At 72.2% G+C, this 16787-nt stretch carries 12 protein-coding genes and 1 riboswitch; of the genes, 9 read left to right on the plus strand and 3 right to left on the minus strand.

The annotated features are described in order from the left end of the window. Positions 1-13: 13 nt before the first annotated feature. The 3 genes from ACWDZ6_RS18980 to ACWDZ6_RS18990 form a co-directional block, all read right to left on the minus strand. Positions 14-1495 carry a hypothetical protein gene (locus ACWDZ6_RS18980; protein ID WP_451503780.1) on the minus strand — a complete coding sequence of 494 codons (1482 nt, stop codon included), beginning with the start codon at positions 1493-1495 and terminating at the stop codon, positions 14-16. A gap of 101 nt (positions 1496-1596) precedes the next feature. Then, entirely contained in the window at positions 1597-2724 is a 1128-nt protein-coding gene (locus ACWDZ6_RS18985) for an alpha/beta hydrolase (protein WP_451503781.1), read from the minus strand. Between the two features lie 120 nt (positions 2725-2844). Beyond that, the gene (locus ACWDZ6_RS18990) at positions 2845-3507 is read right to left on the minus strand and encodes a class II aldolase/adducin family protein (RefSeq protein ID WP_406732494.1); all 663 of its coding nucleotides are present in this window, start codon (positions 3505-3507) and stop codon (positions 2845-2847) included. A gap of 236 nt (positions 3508-3743) precedes the next feature. Here ACWDZ6_RS18990 and ACWDZ6_RS18995 point away from each other — a divergent pair, with 236 nt between their 5' ends. The 9 genes from ACWDZ6_RS18995 to cobI all read left to right on the plus strand — a co-directional run bounded on the left by ACWDZ6_RS18995 (position 3744) and on the right by cobI (position 16780). Further along, entirely contained in the window at positions 3744-4985 is a 1242-nt protein-coding gene (locus ACWDZ6_RS18995; RefSeq protein ID WP_351452501.1) for an inorganic phosphate transporter, read from the plus strand. 12 nt (positions 4986-4997) lie between these two features. Then, positions 4998-5219 (plus strand): hypothetical protein, encoded by a 222-nt coding sequence (locus ACWDZ6_RS19000; protein ID WP_366733364.1) that lies wholly within the window; start codon positions 4998-5000, stop codon positions 5217-5219. 189 nt (positions 5220-5408) lie between these two features. Then, a riboswitch (cobalamin riboswitch) is annotated at positions 5409-5547 on the plus strand. A 107-nt stretch (positions 5548-5654) separates the two neighbouring features. Further along, a complete protein-coding gene (locus tag ACWDZ6_RS19005) occupies positions 5655-6620 on the plus strand; it encodes a cobalamin biosynthesis protein (RefSeq protein ID WP_451503782.1) in 966 nt (321 codons plus the stop codon). Next, positions 6617-8221, plus strand: coding sequence for a cobyric acid synthase (locus tag ACWDZ6_RS19010; protein WP_451503783.1), 1605 nt, complete (start codon positions 6617-6619; stop codon positions 8219-8221). Before ACWDZ6_RS19005 ends, ACWDZ6_RS19010 begins: the two co-directional genes overlap by 4 nt. After that, complete coding sequence (gene cobN, locus ACWDZ6_RS19015) at positions 8218-11937, plus strand: cobaltochelatase subunit CobN (RefSeq protein WP_451503784.1); 3720 nt, start codon at positions 8218-8220, stop codon at positions 11935-11937. Before ACWDZ6_RS19010 ends, cobN begins: the two co-directional genes overlap by 4 nt. Positions 11938-12037: 100 nt before the next feature. Continuing rightward, positions 12038-14038, plus strand: a complete 2001-nt coding sequence (locus tag ACWDZ6_RS19020; RefSeq protein WP_451503785.1) for a putative cobaltochelatase — start codon at positions 12038-12040, stop codon at positions 14036-14038. After that, positions 14038-14637: a cob(I)yrinic acid a,c-diamide adenosyltransferase gene (gene cobO, locus ACWDZ6_RS19025; protein WP_326649084.1), complete on the plus strand. Its 600-nt coding sequence runs from the start codon at positions 14038-14040 to the stop codon at positions 14635-14637. Before ACWDZ6_RS19020 ends, cobO begins: the two co-directional genes overlap by 1 nt. Next, positions 14631-16034, plus strand: coding sequence for a cobyrinate a,c-diamide synthase (locus ACWDZ6_RS19030; protein WP_451503786.1), 1404 nt, complete (start codon positions 14631-14633; stop codon positions 16032-16034). The genes cobO and ACWDZ6_RS19030 overlap by 7 nt, the downstream gene beginning before the upstream one ends. Next, positions 16031-16780 (plus strand): precorrin-2 C(20)-methyltransferase, encoded by a 750-nt coding sequence (gene cobI / locus ACWDZ6_RS19035; RefSeq protein WP_451503787.1) that lies wholly within the window; start codon positions 16031-16033, stop codon positions 16778-16780. Before ACWDZ6_RS19030 ends, cobI begins: the two co-directional genes overlap by 4 nt. Positions 16781-16787 lie beyond the last annotated feature (7 nt).

Genomic DNA, 16787 nt, shown 5'->3' on the forward strand with positions numbered 1-16787 from the left:
CGCCGCGTTCGCGCTAGACGCCTCCGGTGTGCACCTGGAACGCCGCCCGCCGCACGGCCTTGGCCAGGGCCGGGTCCGGATGTGCGGCGGCCAGCGCGACCAGGACCTGGACGGTGCGGGGGTGGCCGCCGGCCCGGACCTCGTCGAGCAGTGCGGGGACGGTGCCCTGCACCGCGGAGTCGAGATGCCGCAGCAGCAGCTGGGGCTCGCCGTGGTCGGCGACGGCCGCCGCGGTGTCCACCCAGAGCCAGGTCGCTTCCTCACGGGTGAGGACCTCGGCGGCGTCCTCGGGGTCCGCTCCCTCATACTCGGCGAGCCAGAGCAGGACGTAAGGGCGCAGCGAAGGCTCGTCGGCGGCCGCGCGGACGTCGGCCTCGGCGGGGGCGCCGACGACGCGCAGTGCCTCGAAGGCGAGTCCGCGCAGCAGGGCGTCCTCGCCACGCGCGACGCCCAGGAGCTCGGCGACCGCACTGGAGACGGTGCGGGCGGCGAGCCAGGCGCGGTACTCGGCGCGGGCCGGGCCGGGGGTGAGGCGGGCGCAGCCGCGCAGCATGTCCTCGGCGGGCTGCTCGATATTGCCGGCGGGGCTCTGTGCGGCGACGCAGATCTGCTCGAGTTTGACCCAGACCGCCCAGTTGCCGAGCGGGGTGAGGGTGGCGGACCGGCCCTTGTCCAGGGTCAGGGCGCCGACGGCGGACAGTCCCGCCAGGGCCCAGTCGAGAAGGAGGGAGACGGGAACGTCCCGCCGGGGCTCGAGGTCGGATCCGGCCCTGAGGTCGGATCCGGACCTGGACCCGGCGTCGGGCTCGGTCCCGGAGTCGGTCCCGGTCTCCGGCCCGGCGACGACATCCCGTGATACGGACTGAGGACCATGGGCGACCTCGCAGCGCTCCTCGCGCAGTTCCACGACGCGCTGCTGCAGCAGGTCGAGCAGGACCGGTACCAGCACGGGTCCGGCCGACAGCTGGAGCAGGGAGAGCACCTGGGGGACGGCCTCGACGACCTCGGCGACCGCCGTGGGGGCGACATCGTCGGGCGCGGGGTGGACCAGCGACCAGGCGTCGAAGAGGGCGACCCAGCCACGCAGTACGGCCATGTCGTCACGGTCCCAGGCGCGCAGCCGCCAGCCGGGGCGCGCGGTGTCGCCGTGCAGCTCGACCAGGCCGGCGAGGCGGGCGCGGTCCCAGCCCGCGCGTACCTGGAGCGGGGTCAACTCCAGGTCGGCCGCCGCCCGGTCCTGGGCGCGGTCGGCGAGCGGCGCGGTGCTGGGGTCCCGTTCGACGGCGGCCCAGCGGGCGATCCGTACGGCATCGGCGAGGACCGCCCGCGCCTGGCGGGCGAGCTCGGCGGGGGCCGGTGTGCCCTCGGGAGGCCGCGGGGCGGTCCGGGTGCGCCGGGCAGTCACGGCCCGCCGTGCGGTGGCCAGCGATCGCGAGCGGACAAGACGGAGTCTGGAGTTGCGCGCCAATTGCTCATCAGGCTTTCGGGACGTCACGGGGGGCAGTCTTCCCGCTGACAGCCCGAAAGCCCAAACGGAACCTGGTCGGCCGGACGGGGCGGCCGTCCGGCATGGATGACCCGTCGACTCACGAGGTGCTACATCAAGGGGGTGAGGAACCGGCGAAGGGCCTCTTCGTAGCGAACCGGGTCCGCGTTCCACATCGCGGCGTGCGGGGCGTGCGGGACCGTCTGCAGGCTGATCAGTTGCGGGCGGCGGGCAGCGAGTTCGCGGGACGGGTACCACGGCGCGAGGTCGTCGTCCGGGCCGTGGTAAATCAGCGTCGGTACGCGCATCGTGTCGGGGTCCGCGGCTTCGAGCAGCCGGTCGCCGTGCAGTCCTGTTCTGCCCTGCGCCGCCCTGACGGCGAGCGTCAGCAGCGGCCCTGGGGTGCCACGGGCGGCGGCCAGATTGCGCAGCGTGGCTTCCCAATCGAGGACCGGTGAGTCCAGTACGAGTCCGCTGATCCGGTCGCGCAGCGCGGAGTTGGCCGCGGCGTGCAGGGCCATCGAGGCGCCGGTGGACCAGCCGTAGAGGACGACGTGCTGGGCGCCGTAGCGCACGGCGTAGCGGATGGCGGCGTCCAGGTCGCGCCACTCCGAGTCGCCGAGGTGACCGAGCCCGTCCGGGGACCTCGGGGCGCCGACGTCTCCGCGGTAGCCGATGTCGAGCACCGGGAACCGGTGGACATGCAGGAACTCCATGATGTTCATGGGGTGTTCCCGGGTGGCGCCCAGGCCGTGCGCAGTGATCACCCAGGTGTCGCGGGCGCCGGGCACGAACCAGGCGGGCAGCCCGCCCAGTTCGCCCGGGATGTCGACATCGCTGTACTTGAGGCCGAGTGCGCTGTCCGGGTCGCCGCTGTACACCTGCGGGGTGAGCCGCACCCGGGTGCCCGGTTCCAGACTGCCGTGGCTGACGCGTTCCAGGCGGCGTACGACGGTGTCGGCGGCGTGCGGCACATCGCCGAGGACGGCGCCGACGACCGCGTGGACGGCCGGGCCCTCGAGACCGTACGTACCGGGGCGCAGCGAGGCGAGGCTGCGGGTCAGGGTCACCCGATCCGGGGTCGTGGCGTGCACGGTGAGCCGGGGGTCACCGGGCAGGGGCCGGCCGGGCGGCGTCTTGAGCGCGAGGTCGCTTGCGTAGCGGCCGGCCGCTATCGCGGCCGCGCCGACACCGATCAGAGTGGTGACGGCCACTGCCGTCGCTGTTGCCGGGCGCACCGTTCCAGTGTCGGCACCCGCGCGCCGCGCGGCCAGTGGACGGGGGCCGCCAGTGGCGGCGGAGGTCTCCGGGGTGGAGGCGACCCGGGCGGCCCCGGGCGGCGGGGCGCGTCCCGGGCGTCAGCGGGGCTGGCCGTAGCTCTGGAGTTTGTCCGCCACCTCACGCAGCTGGGCCCCGGAGAGCAGGGTGGGCGAGTAGCCGGGCACCGCTGCGGCGGTGAGCCAGAGCCGGCACATCCACTCCAGTTGAGCGGTGCGGTCGTAGGCCTGGTCGAGGGAGTCGCCGTAGGTGACCGTGCCGTGGTTCTGGAGGAGACAGCCGGTGCGGTCCCGCAGGGCGCTCAGCATGTTCTCGGCCAGCTCCTCCGTTCCGTACAGGGCGTAGGCGGCGACCCGGACCGGGCCGCCGAGGGCGGCCGCCATGTAGTGGATGAGCGGCAGCTCGGGGACGAGGGTGGAGACGGCGGTGGCGTGTACGGCGTGGGTGTGCACGACGGCGACGGCACCGGTGTTCCGGTAGACCTCGAGGTGCAGCGGCAGCTCGCTGGTGGGGGCGAGATCACCGAGGACCTGGTTCCCGTCGAGATCGACGGCGACGGCGTCCTCGGGAGTGAGCCGGTCGTAGGGCACTCCGCTCGGGGTGACCAGGACGAGCCCGCCGACCCGTACCGAGACATTGCCCGAGGTGCCTACGACAAGGCCTTCCGCCGCCGTTCTGCGGGCCGTGGCCACGAGGTCTTCCCACGCCCGCTCGATCGCGTCCTGCCGCACCTGATCGGTCATGCGGTGATCCTGTCAGGCGGGGCCGCGCCGCCACAGAGGCCGCAGTGACGGATATCACGCAATTCGCCATAAAAGGCGCCTTTCGTGGCACCGCCCGTACCGTTGTCGCGGCGATCGACAAGCGGAGTGACGGTTCCTCACTTGCGGACACCGCAAAGCCCGTCCCAGTTCATCTTCCGTTCATCCAGATTAACTACGTTCGCCGAGCCACTGACGTCAAACGATTGCCTGGGTAAATGGAACACATCACCTTGCTGCTCGCGATTGTGATCGTGACAGCTCTCGTGTTCGATTTCACGAACGGTTTCCACGACACCGCCAACGCGATGGCGACGACCATCTCGACCGGCGCTCTGAAACCCAAGACGGCGGTGGCCATGTCCGCCGCGCTCAACCTCGTCGGCGCGTTCCTGTCCGTGGAGGTCGCCAAGACGATCTCCAGCGGCATCGTCACCGAGTCAGGCATCACACCCGAAGTCATCTTCGCGGCGCTCGTCGGCGCCATCCTCTGGAACTTGATGACCTGGCTGATCGGCCTGCCGTCCAGTTCCTCGCACGCCCTCATGGGCGGTCTGGTCGGCGCCACCATCGCCTCGGTCGGCGTCAGCGGCGTCAACGGCGGCACGGTCGTCACCAAGGTGCTGATTCCGGCGATCGCCGCACCGCTGGTCGCCGGCCTCGCGGCGTTCCTCGCCTCCCGGCTGACGTACAAGATCGGCAAGAACGCCGACGCGAAGGCCACCTCGAAGGGGTACCGCTCCGGCCAGATCGCGTCCGCGGGCCTGGTCTCGCTGGCCCACGGCACCAACGACGCCCAGAAGACCATGGGTGTCATCACGCTGGCGCTCGTCGCCGGCGGTGTCCTCTCCCCCGGCTCCAACCCCCCGATGTGGGTCATCCTTTCCGCCGGTCTCGCGATCGCGACGGGCACCTACCTCGGCGGCTGGCGCATCATCCGCACCATGGGCACGGGCCTCACCGACCTCCAGCCGCAGCAGGGCTTCGCCGCCCAGACCAGCGCGGCCAGCGTCATCCTCGCCTCCTCCAACCTCGGCTTCTCGCTGTCGACCACGCACTCCTGCTCCGGCGCCGTGATGGGTGCGGGCCTGGGCCGCAAGGGCGGCGTGGTCCGCTGGTCCACCGCCACCCGGATGTTCGTCGCCTGGGGCCTGACGCTGCCGGCCGCGGGCCTGGTCGCCGCGGGCTCGGAGTTCGTGACCAAGCAGGGCGACTGGGGTGTCGCGGTCGTCGCGGCCTTCCTGATCGGCGCCTGCGCCGCGATCTGGTTCATCTCCCGTCGGCAGGTGGTCGACCACACCAACGTCACCGCGCCGGACGCCGAGCCCGCGGGTGTCGTGACCACCGCCATCGCGGCCGTCACCCCGCCGCCGGCCGGCACGCCCGCGCAGGACTTCAAGACCACCATCCCGGCTCCGGCCTCCGCCGACTCCGAGCCGACCCAGCCGGCCACGGTGTAAGGACAGATCAGCATGAGTATCGACTGGGCAGCTCTCGGTTCCGTCTTCGGCGTGAGCCTCGTCGCCACCGTCGCCCTGGTGGGCGTGTTCACCCTCGGCGTCGTGGGCCTGACCAAGCAGGAGTCGGCGACCGCGCAGGGCGGTTCCGCCGCCCTGGCACGCACCGGCGCGTACGCCTGTTTCGCGCTGTGCGCGGCGGCCGTGGCGTACGGGATCTATCTGATCGTCACCTGACGGCACAGTTCCACCGGGCTTTCGACAACCGCTTCACAGGCCGGGCCGGGCACCCCTTCGGGTGACCCGGCCCGGCTTTTCCGTCGCGGGCGAAACGGCGGTACGGCCCGTTTTCGACACGTAGGAGGATCCGGCCCCCATGTGTGCCCCAACACACTCTTGCACCGCAGGTCAAAGGCAAGTTGACGGTCGTTCTCGCAGCGTGGTGGACTGCCGGGGCCATCTACGGCGGCAGAAGAGGAAGCCGGTGCGAATCCGGCGCGGTCCCGCCACTGTCACCGGGGAGCAATCCCCGGAAGCCAGGAACTCTCACCGCCGATCACGTCGAACCAGGGCGCGGACACCCTGAGTGAGGACATATCGCCATGCCCGGCTGCGGTTCAGTTCCTGCTGTGAGTACAAGGGTCCATCGAGGCGAAGCGTCGGCCTGAACCCATGCGTGCCGACCGTGAATTCGTGTACGGCGCCACCGCCGGCCTGGCCGGCGACCTGCTGCTCGGCGACCCCCGCCGAGGCCATCCGGTCGCCGCGTTCGGGCGGGCCGCGGGCGCTGTCGAGCATGTCCTGTGGCGTGACCACCGCGGCTGGGGCGCGCTGCACACCGTCGTGTGCGCCGGTGGCGCCGCGGGTGCCGCAGCGCTTCTCGCGCGCGGTGCACGGGGCCGCGGCCGCGCATCCGTCGCGCTGATCGCCGCGGCCACGTGGGCCGTCGTCGGAGGGACCTCGCTGGGCCGGGAGGCACGGGCCATCGGCGGCGCGCTCGCCGCCGGAGACGTGGATGTGGCGCGGGAGCGCCTGCCGCATCTGTGCGGGCGCGACCCGCAGGCGCTGGACGAGCGGCAGATCGCGCGCGCCGTCGTCGAGTCCGTCGCCGAGAACACCTCCGACGCCGTGGTGGGCGCACTGGTCTGGGGCGCTCTCGCCGGCGTGCCCGGTCTGGTGGGGTTCCGTGCCGTCAACACGCTGGACGCGATGGTCGGGCACAAGTCGTCCAGGTACCGGCGGTTCGGCTGGGCCTCGGCGCGGCTCGACGATGTGGCCGGCTGGCCCGGGGCCCGGCTCACAGCCGCACTCGCGGTACTCGCGGGCGGGAACGCTCGCGGGGCCGTACGGGCCTGGCGGGCCGATGCGAAGAAGCACCCGAGCCCGAACGCGGGCCCGGTGGAGGCCGCGTTCGCGGGTGCGCTCGGCGTACGGCTGGGCGGAACCCTCTCGTACGGCGGCCGGGTCGAGCACCGTCCCGTACTCAACTCCGGCGGGCGCCCGGTGGAGTTCGGCGACATCGAACGCGCCGTACGGCTCTCGCGCCGCGTCGGCTGGCTGACACTGGCGACCTGCGCGGCGGGCCGCCTCGCGGGTCACGCACTGCGCGCGCGGCGCGCGGGAGAGGGGCGGGGATGAGCGGGCACAGAGGCGGCGGGCTGCTGATCGCGGGGACGACGTCCGACGCGGGCAAGAGCGTCGTCACGGCCGGGATCTGCCGGTGGCTGGTACGGCGGGGAGTGAAGGTCGCGCCCTTCAAGGGGCAGAACATGTCGCTCAATTCGTTCGTGACGCGCGAGGGCGCGGAGATCGGCCGGGCGCAGGCCATGCAGGCGCAGGCCGCACGCGTGGAGCCGAGCGCGCTGATGAACCCGGTGCTGCTCAAGCCCGGCAGCGACCGGTCCAGTCAGGTCGTGCTGATGGGCAAGCCGGTGGGCGAACTCAGTGCGCGGGGGTTCTTCGGGGGGTCCGGGCCCGCGGCGGAGCCGCAGTCAGCCGCGGGGTCGCCGGCAAGGACACTGCGCGGAGGCCGGCAGGAGGCGCTGCTCGGGACCGTCGTGGAGTGCCTGGAGGAGCTGCGGGGCACGTATGAAGCCGTGATCTGCGAGGGGGCGGGCAGCCCGGCCGAGATCAATCTGCGGCGTACGGACATCGTGAACATGGGCATCGCGCGAGCGGCACGGCTCCCGGTGCTGGTGGTCGGAGACATCGACCGCGGTGGGGTATTCGCCTCGTTCTTCGGGACCACCGCGCTGCTCAGCGCCGAGGATCAGGCGCTCGTCGCCGGGTACATCGTCAACAAGTTCCGCGGCGATGTGTCGCTGCTCGAGCCCGGTATCGAGATGCTGCGCGGGCTGACCGGTCGGCACACGTACGGGATTCTGCCGTTCGCGCACGGGCTCGGCATCGACGAGGAGGACGGGCTGCGGGTCTCGCTGCGCGGCGCGGTACGGGAGTCGGTGGTCGCGCCACCCGTGGGCGAGGACGTGCTGCGGGTCGCGGTCTGTGCCGTGCCCCTGATGTCCAACTTCACGGACGTGGACGCGCTGGCCGCCGAGCCGGGTGTCGTGGTGCGGTTCGTGGACCGGCCCGAGGAGCTCGTCGACGCCGACCTGGTGGTCCTGCCGGGAACCCGTGGCACGGTCAAGGCCCTGGCGTGGCTGAAGGAGCGCGGGCTGGCCGACGCGCTGGCGCGCAGGGCTGCCGAGGGGCGGCCTGTGCTCGGTATCTGCGGCGGTTTCCAACTGCTCGGCGAGCACATCGAGGACGAGGTCGAGTCCCGGGCGGGCCGTGTCCAGGGGCTCGGACTGCTGCCCGTACGGGTGCGGTTCGCGCGCGAGAAGACCCTCGCCCGGCCGGTCGGCGAGGCGCTGGGTGAGCGCGTGGAGGGCTACGAGATCCATCACGGCGTCGCCGATGTGCTCGGCGGCGACACCTTCATCTCCGATGGTGACGGACGGAGCCTGGACGGCTGCCGGGTCGGTGCCGTCCGGGGTACGCACTGGCACGGATCGCTGGAGAGCGACGGCTTCCGCCGGGCGTACCTGCGCGACGTCGCCCGGGCCGCGGGCCGGCGGTTCGTGCCCGCGCCCGACACCACCTTCGGGGCGCTGCGCGAGGAGCAGCTGGACCGCCTCGGCGACCTCATCGAAGAACACGCGGATACGGATGCGCTGCTGCGGCTGATCGAGTCGGGCGCACCCTCAGGACTTCCCTTCATCGCACCTGGAGCGCCATGAGCACCGAGAGCACCGTGCTGCTGCTGTCCACCGCCGATACGGATCTGCTGGCGGCCCGGGCCTCCGGCGCGCCGTACCGGATCGGCAATCCCACCCGTATCGATGTGGCGGAGGAGCTGCCCGCGCTCATCGCGGGCGCGTCCGTCGCGGTCGTGCGGCTGCTCGGCGGTAAGCGGGCCTGGGAGGACGGGCTCGCGGCCCTCAAGGCGTCCGGTATCCCGACCGTGCTGCTGGGCGGCGAGGCGGTGCCCGACGCGGAGTTGATGGCCGAGTCGTCCGTGCATGCGGGTGCGGTCGCGGAGGCTCTGCGGTATCTCGTCGAGGGCGGTCCCGGGAACCTCGTCGAGCTGGCCCGCTTCCTCACCGAGGACGTGCTGCTGGCCGGACACGGTCGTGCCGAAGCCGCGCAGAACAGGCACAGTGCCGAGCCGCGGAAGATGCCGGAGTGGGGCGTGCACGGCGCGCGTGCGTATGTGGAGGGGCGGCCGAGCGTCGGCGTGCTCTTCTACCGCGCGCACCAGCTCTCCGGGAACACCGGCTTCGTCGACACGCTGTGCGATGCGATCGAGGCGCGCGGGTCCAACGCCCTGCCCGTGTACTGCGGTTCGCTGCGCGGTGCCGACCCGGAGCTGTACGAGCTGCTGGCCAGGACCGACGCGCTGGTCGCCACGGTGCTGGCGGCGGGCGGTACGCGGGCGAGCGACGCCAGTGCCGGCGGGGACGACGAGGCCTGGGACATCGGCGCGCTCGCCGAGCTCAATGTGCCGGTGCTGCAGGGACTGTGCCTGACCTCGTCGAAGGCCGTCTGGGAGGCCTCGGACGCGGCCCTGTCCCCCATGGACGCGGCGATGCAGGTGGCGATCCCCGAATTCGACGGCCGGATCATCACTGTCCCGTTCTCCTTCAAGGAGCAGGGCCCGGACGATGTACCGGTGTATGTCGCCGACCCGGAGCGGGCCGGGCGCGTCGCCGGAATCGCCGTACGCCACGCCCTCTTGAAGCACAAGCCGAACGCCGAGAAGAAGCTCGCGCTCGTCTTCACCGCCTACCCGACCAAGCATTCGCGGGTCGGCAACGCCGTCGGTCTCGACACCCCGGCGTCTGCCGTGCGGGTGCTGGACGCGCTGCGCGACGCCGGTTACGCCGTGGAGGGCCATCCGGACAACGGCGACGAGCTGATCCACCGGCTGATCAACGCCGGTGGTCATGATGTGGAGTGGCTCACCGAGGAGCAGCTGGCCGCCGCGCCCGCGCGCGTGCCGCTCGCCGACTACCGCGCCTGGTTCGACAAGCTGGAGCCGGAGCTGCGCGACGGAATGCTGGCGCACTGGGGCGAGCCGCCGGGCAGCCTGTACATCGACGGCGACGAGATCGTGCTGGCGTCCTTGCAGTTCGGGAACGTCGTCGTGATGATCCAGCCGCCGCGCGGCTTCGGCGAGAACCCGATCGCGATCTACCACGACCCCGATATGCCGCCGTCGCACCACTACATGGCGGCGTACCGCTGGCTGGACAACAGCTTCGGCGCGGACGCGATCGTGCACATGGGCAAGCACGGCACCATGGAGTGGCTGCCGGGCAAGGGGCTCGGGCTGTCGGCGGGCTGCGGTCCTGACGCGGTGCTCGGCGAACTGCCGCTGGTGTACCCCTTCATCGTCAACGACCCGGGCGAGGGCACCCAGGCCAAGCGCCGCGGTCACGCCACCGTCGTGGACCATCTGGTGCCGCCGATGGCGCGTGCCGACACCTATGGCGACCTGGCCAAGCTGGAGCAGCTGCTCGACGAGTACGCACTCGTCAGCGATCTCGACCCGACGAAGGCCCCGGCTGTACGGGCGCAGATCTGGACGCTGGTGAAGGCCGCCGAACTGCATCACGATCTGCATGTGGACGAGCAGCCGGACGACGGCGAGTTCGACTCCTTCGTCATGCACATCGACGGCTATCTCTGCGAGATCAAGGACGTTCAGATCAGGGACGGTCTGCACATCCTGGGCGGCGGCCCGGAGGCCGAGGCCAGGGTCAATCTCGTACTGGCCGTGCTGCGCGCCTCGCAGGTGTGGGGCGGCACGGCGAACGCTCTGCCGGGGCTCAGGGCCTGTCTCGCCGAACACTTCGGACTGGTGGAGAAGGAGCTGCTCGGCGAGCCGGGTGCGCCGGTGAAGGTGCCGGTGGAGCTCACGGAGCTGGTCGACGGACCCGCGCGGACCGGTGCCGACGCGATCGATCTGCTGGAACAGCTGTGCCGGCGGCTCGCGGAGGGGATGGAGGAGCGCGGCTGGGAGGTGTCCGCCGTGGCCGGTCTCGTGGCCGAGGTGCTGGGCAGTGCCGGGCCTTCCGGGGTGGCTCCCTCCGTGTCCCCGTGCCCGGACGCGGTGGCCGTGCTGGGCTTCGCCTGCGCGGAGGTCGTGCCGCGGCTGGCCAGGACGACGGACGAGATCGACCATATTCTGCTGGCGCTGGACGGCGGTTACGTGCCGGCCGGTCCTTCCGGGTCGCCGACGCGCGGACTGGTGAATGTCCTGCCGACCGGCCGTAACTTCTACTCGGTAGACCCCAAGGCGATTCCGTCCCGCCTGTCGTGGGAGGTCGGCCAGGCGCTGGCCGACTCGCTCGTCGCGCGGTATCTCACGGACACGGGTGAGTACCCCAGGTCGGTGGGCCTGACGGTGTGGGGCACATCCGCGATGCGCACCCAGGGCGACGACATCGCCGAGATCCTGGCGCTGCTGGGCTGCCGGCCGGTCTGGGACGACGCGTCGAGGCGGGTCACCGGCTTCGAGATCGTGCCGGCCGCGGAGCTGGGCCGCCCGCGCATCGATGTGACGGTGCGTATCTCCGGCTTCTTCCGGGACGCCTTCCCGCATGTGGTGGGGCTGATCGACGACGCGGTACGGGCGGTGGCCGAACTGGACGAGCCGGCCGGGTCCAACTACGTACGGGCGCATGCCGACGAGGACACCGCCGAGCACGGCGACCGGCGGCGTGCCACGGCCCGGATCTTCGGCTCGAAGCCGGGGGCCTACGGTGCGGGGCTGCTGCCGCTGATCGACGCGCGGAACTGGCGCAGCGACGCCGACCTGGCCGAGGTGTACGCGGTGTGGGGCGGTTACGCCTACGGGCGCGGGCTCGAAGGACGGGCCGCGCGCGGGGACATGGAGACGGCGTTCCGGCGGATCGCGGTCGCCGCGAAGAACGTCGACACCAGGGAGCACGATCTCGTCGACGCGGACGACTACTTCCAGTACCACGGCGGCATGGTCGCCATGGTGCGGCACCTGACCGGTGAGTCGCCCGAGGCGTATGTGGGTGACAGTGCCACGCCGGACCAGGTGAAGACGCGCACGCTGGGCGAGGAGACGCACCGGGTGTTCCGGGCGCGGGTGGTCAATCCGCGCTGGATGGCGGCGATGCGGCGGCACGGCTACAAGGGCGCTTTCGAGATGGCCGCCACGGTGGACTACCTGTTCGGCTACGACGCGACGGCGGGCGTGGTCGACGACTGGATGTACGAGAAGCTCTCGGCGGAGTACGTCTTCGCGCCGGAGAACCGGGAGTTCATGCAGAAGTCCAACCCGTGGGCGCTGCGGGGCATTACGGAGCGGCTGCTGGAGGCGGCGGACCGTGGACTGTGGGCGGAGCCGGACGCGGAGACGCTGGAACGGCTGCGGGCGACGTATCTGGAGCTCGAGGGTGACTTGGAGGGGGACGCGTGACGTCTTTGGCGAACCGGAGCCCGAACCCGGGTTTCGGTCCCCGAACGCCGGCGCCGGCCGGTCCTGCCGGGCTGACCAGGCTTGATGTGGAGGCTTCTTCGTGAGTACGCCCTACCCGTTCACCGCGATCGTCGGCATGGACGACCTGCGGCTCGCGCTGCTGCTGAACGCCGTTTCCCCGGCGGTCGGCGGTGTGCTGGTGCGCGGAGAGAAGGGGACCGCCAAATCGACCGCCGTACGTGCGCTCTCGGCGTTGATCCCGGAGGTCGCGGTAGTCTCCGGATGCCGGTTCTCGTGCGATCCCGTGTCGCCGGACCCGGCGTGTCCCGACGGTCCGCACGAGGCGGGCGGCGGTGTGGCGCGGCCCGCGCGCATGGTCGAGCTGCCCGTCGGGGCGTCCGAGGACCGGCTTGTCGGCGCGCTCGACATCGAGCGGGCACTCGCCGAGGGCGTGAAGGCCTTCGAACCGGGGCTGCTCGCGGACGCGCACCGCGGGATTCTCTACGTGGACGAGGTCAACCTCCTCCATGACCACCTGGTCGACCTGCTGCTCGACGCGGCCGCCATGGGCGCGTCGTACGTCGAGCGCGAAGGCGTCTCGGTGCGGCACGCCGCGCGCTTCCTTCTCGTCGGGACGATGAATCCCGAAGAGGGCGAGCTGCGGCCGCAGTTGCTGGACCGTTTCGGGCTCACCGTCGAGGTCGCGGCCTCGCGGGAACCCGATCAGCGGGTGGAAGTGGTGCGGCGGCGGCTCGCCTACGACGACGATCCGGCGGGTTTCGCCGACCGGTGGTCCGACGAGGAATCCGCCGTACGGGCCCGGATCGCCGCCGCGCGGGCCCTGCTGTCCCGGGTCCGGCTCGGCGACGGCGCGTTGCGGCAGATCGCCGCCACCTGTGCCGCCTTCGAGGTGGACGGTATGCGCGCCGACATCGTGATGGCCCGTACCGCCACCGCGCTCGCCGCGTGGGCGGGGCGTACGGAGGTGCTCGCCGAGGATGTGCGGCAGGCCGCTCTGCTGGCGCTCCCCCACCGGCGGCGGCGCAATCCCTTCGACGCGCCCGGTCTCGACGAGGACAAGCTCGACGAGACCCTGGAGGAATTCGGGGACGACGATCCGGACCCGGATCCGGACGGGCCCGGCGGGGGCGGGCAGCCGCCGCAGGGCGGCCCCGACGTGCCGCCGCAGGGCGATGCCGGACAGGGCGACACGCCCGCTCAGGCGGAGTCGGCCGAAGGTGGCGCTCCGCAGGCCGGCGGCGGTGAGCAGCAGGCCGTACGGGCCGCCGAGCCGTTCCGTACGAAGATGCTGAGCGTGCCGGGTCTCGGCGAGGGCGCGGCAGGGCGCAGGTCACGTGCGCGGACGGAGCAGGGCCGTACGACCGGGGCGCGGCGGCCCCGAGGCGCGCTCACCAAGCTGCACTTGGCGGCTACCGTGCAGGCCGCGGCCCCGCACCAGCGGGCGCGCGGGCGCAGCGGCCGGGGTCTCGTGGTGCGGCGGGACGATCTGCGGCAGGCGAACCGCGAGGGGCGCGAGGGGAACCTGGTGCTCTTCGTGGTGGACGCGTCGGGTTCGATGGCGGCCCGGCAGCGGATGAGCGCGGTGAAGGGCGCGGTGCTTTCGCTGCTGCTGGACGCCTACCAGCGGCGCGACAAGGTCGGGCTGATCACCTTCCGCGGGAAGGACGCGGAGGTGGCGCTGCCGCCGACCTCGTCGGTGGACGCGGCCGCCGCTCGTCTTCAGACGCTGCCGACGGGCGGCCGTACGCCGCTGGCGGCCGGGCTGCTCAAGGCGCACGACGTGCTGCGGGTGGAGCGTATGCGCGATCCGTCGCGCCGGCCGCTGCTGGTCGTGGTGACGGACGGGCGGGCGACGGGCGGGGTCGATCCGGTGGCGCTGGCGTCGCGCGCGGCGCGGCTGCACTCCGCCGAAGGGACGGCTGCGATCGTCGTGGACTGCGAGTGGGGGCCCGTACGGCTCGGTCTTGCGGGCACACTGGCCGGCGATCTCGGCGGCACCGCCGTCACACTCGACGAGCTGCACGCCGACTCCATCGCCGGACTCGTCAAGGACGTTCAGACTGCCAGGAGGGCCGCGTAATGCCGCAAGGACAGCCGTCCGTCGTACCGGACGACGGGCTCACCACCCGCCAGCGCCGCAACCGCCCGCTCGTCGTCGTCCACACGGGCATCGGCAAGGGCAAGTCGACGGCCGCGTTCGGGCTCGCGCTGCGCGCCTGGAACCAGGGGTGGCCGATCGGGGTGTTCCAGTTCGTCAAGTCCGCGAAGTGGAAGGTCGGCGAGGAGAACGCGCTCAAGGTCCTCGGCGCCTCCGGCGAGGGCGGTCCTGTCGACTGGCACAAGATGGGCGAGGGCTGGTCGTGGGTGCAGCGCGACAAGCAGCTGAACAACGAGGAGGCGGCGCGCGAGGGCTGGGAGCAGGTCAAGCGCGATCTGGCGGCCGAGACGTACCAGCTGTATGTGCTGGACGAGTTCGCGTACCCGATGCACTGGGGGTGGGTGGACACGGACGAGGTGATCTCGGTGCTCCGGGACCGGCCGGGGACGCAGCATGTGGTGATCACCGGGCGCAACGCTCCGGCGGAGCTCGTCGGGTTCGCCGATCTGGTGACCGACATGTCCAAGGTCAAGCACCCGATGGACACCGGTCAGAAGGGGCAGCGGGGCATCGAGTGGTAGCACGTCTCGTCATCGCCGCGCCGTCGTCCGGCAGCGGCAAGACCACCGTCGCGACGGGCCTGATGGCGGCCTTCGTCGCGGCGGGCCTCTCCGTGTCCCCGCACAAGGTCGGGCCCGACTACATCGACCCGGGCTATCACTCGCTCGCCACGGGACGTCCGGGGCGGAATCTGGACGCGTATCTGTGCGGTACGGAGCTGATCGCGCCGCTGTTCGCGCACGGCGCGGCCGGCTGCGATGTGGCCGTGGTCGAAGGCGTGATGGGGCTGTACGACGGTGCGGCGGGCGCCGGTGAGCTGGCGTCCACCGCTCAGGTCGCGAAGCTGCTGCGGGCGCCGGTGGTGCTGGTGGTGGACGCGTCCTCGCAGTCGCGGTCGGTGGCGGCGCTGGTGCACGGTTTCGCGTCCTGGGATCCCCAGGTGCGGATCGGGGGCGTGATTCTGAACAAGGTGGCCTCTCAGCGGCACGAGGAGTTGTTGCGGGAGGCGCTGGACGAGTCGGGGGTGCCGGTGCTGGGGGTGTTGCGGCGGGCGGGCTCGGTGGGGACGCCGAGTCGGCACCTGGGGCTCGTGCCGGTCGCCGAGCGGCGGGCGGAGGCGGTGGCCTCCGTGGCGGCGACGGCCGAGCAGGTACGGCAGGGGTGTGACCTCCAGGGGCTGCTCGCGCTGGCGCGGAGCGCGCCCGCGCTGCCGGGCGCGCCGTGGAACGCCTCGGATGCCGTACCCGCCCCGGACATGTCCTCGAGCGCCGGACAGGCTCCCGTCGAGCCTCTCGGGCGACCGGCGAACGGCCGCGAGCGGCCCGTCGTCGCCGTTGCCGGCGGGCCCGCGTTCACGTTCTCCTATGCCGAGCACACCGAACTGCTCGCCGCCGCGGGCGCCGACGTCGTCACCTTCGACCCGCTCCGGGACGAGCAACTGCCCGAAGGGACGGCGGGGCTCGTCATAGGCGGTGGCTTTCCCGAGGTGTACGCGCCCGAACTGTCCGCCAACGACGCGCTGCGCAAGGCCGTCGCCGAGCTGGCGGACTCCGGCGCGCCCGTCGCCGCCGAGTGCGCCGGGCTGCTGTATCTCGCACGCGCCCTGGACGGACTGCCGATGTGCGGTGTCCTGGACGCCGAGGCGCGGATGGACGAGCGGCTCACGCTCGGATACCGGGAGGCCGTCGCGGTGAGCGACAGCGTCCTCGCGGCGGCCGGGACACGCCTGCACGGGCACGAGTTCCACCGCACGGTCATCGAGCCGGCCGCGGGGCCCGGCCCCGCGTGGGGGATGCACCGGCCCGAGCGGCGTGTGGAGGGATTCGTACAGCAGGGCGTGCACGCGAGCTATCTGCATACGCACTGGGCGGCCACGCCCGGCATGGCACGAAGTTTCACTGAGAGGTGCGGAGCATGAGCAGCAGGCTGATCGGTGTCGGAGTCGGGCCGGGCGACCCGGAGTTGGTGACCGTGAAGGGCGTGCGCGCGCTTCAGGAAGCCGATGCCGTCGTCGTACCTGTGATGGCCGGGGCCGACGGAACGGACGGGGGTGAGCCCGGGCGCGCCGAGGCGACCGTCCTGCACTACGTGGGCGCGGAGAAGGTCGTACGCGTCGTCTTCGCGCTCAACGAGCGCACCGACCGCGGCCGTCGCGAGGCCGCCTGGGATGCCGCGGGCGAGCGGGTGGCCGGGCTGCTGCGCGCGCACGGAACCGTCGCCTTCGCGACGATCGGCGATCCCAATGTCTACTCGACGTTCACGTATCTCGCGCACACCATCGCCGAACTGGTCCCGGGAACCGCCGTGGAGACCGTGCCCGGCATCACCGCCATGCAGGATCTGGCGGCCCGCAGCGGCGCCGTCCTCACCGAGGGCACCGAGCCGCTGACCCTGGTGCCCGTGACCGCGGGGTCCGCCGTGCTCAAGGACGCCCTGGAAGGTCCCGGCACGGTCGTCGCGTACAAGTTCGGGCGGCTCGCGGCGGAGGTGGCCAACGCGCTGCGCGAGACGGGACGGACCGAGGGCGCGGTGTGGGGGTCGGCGCTCGGACTGCCCGAGGAGTCGATCCGGCCGGCCGCGGACCTTGCCGGGGAACCGCTGCCGTACCTCTCGACGCTGATCGTGCCGGCGCCGCGCGACGGTGGCCGCGGAGGCAAGCTGTGAGTTCGCC

The organism is Streptomyces sp. NPDC002926 (genome assembly GCF_053591755.1).

Coding starts and splice junctions, on each gene's coding strand:
- cobO (WP_326649084.1), top strand. CDS start 14,038: ATGCCGCAAGGACAGCCGTCCGTCGTACCGGACGACGGGCTCACCACC.
- cobN (WP_451503784.1), top strand. CDS start 8,218: ATGAGCACCGAGAGCACCGTGCTGCTGCTGTCCACCGCCGATACGGAT.
- ACWDZ6_RS19010 (WP_451503783.1), top strand. CDS start 6,617: ATGAGCGGGCACAGAGGCGGCGGGCTGCTGATCGCGGGGACGACGTCC.
- cobI (WP_451503787.1), top strand. CDS start 16,031: ATGAGCAGCAGGCTGATCGGTGTCGGAGTCGGGCCGGGCGACCCGGAG.
- ACWDZ6_RS18990 (WP_406732494.1), bottom strand. CDS start 3,507: ATGACCGATCAGGTGCGGCAGGACGCGATCGAGCGGGCGTGGGAAGAC.
- ACWDZ6_RS19000 (WP_366733364.1), top strand. CDS start 4,998: ATGAGTATCGACTGGGCAGCTCTCGGTTCCGTCTTCGGCGTGAGCCTC.
- ACWDZ6_RS19005 (WP_451503782.1), top strand. CDS start 5,655: ATGCGTGCCGACCGTGAATTCGTGTACGGCGCCACCGCCGGCCTGGCC.
- ACWDZ6_RS18995 (WP_351452501.1), top strand. CDS start 3,744: ATGGAACACATCACCTTGCTGCTCGCGATTGTGATCGTGACAGCTCTC.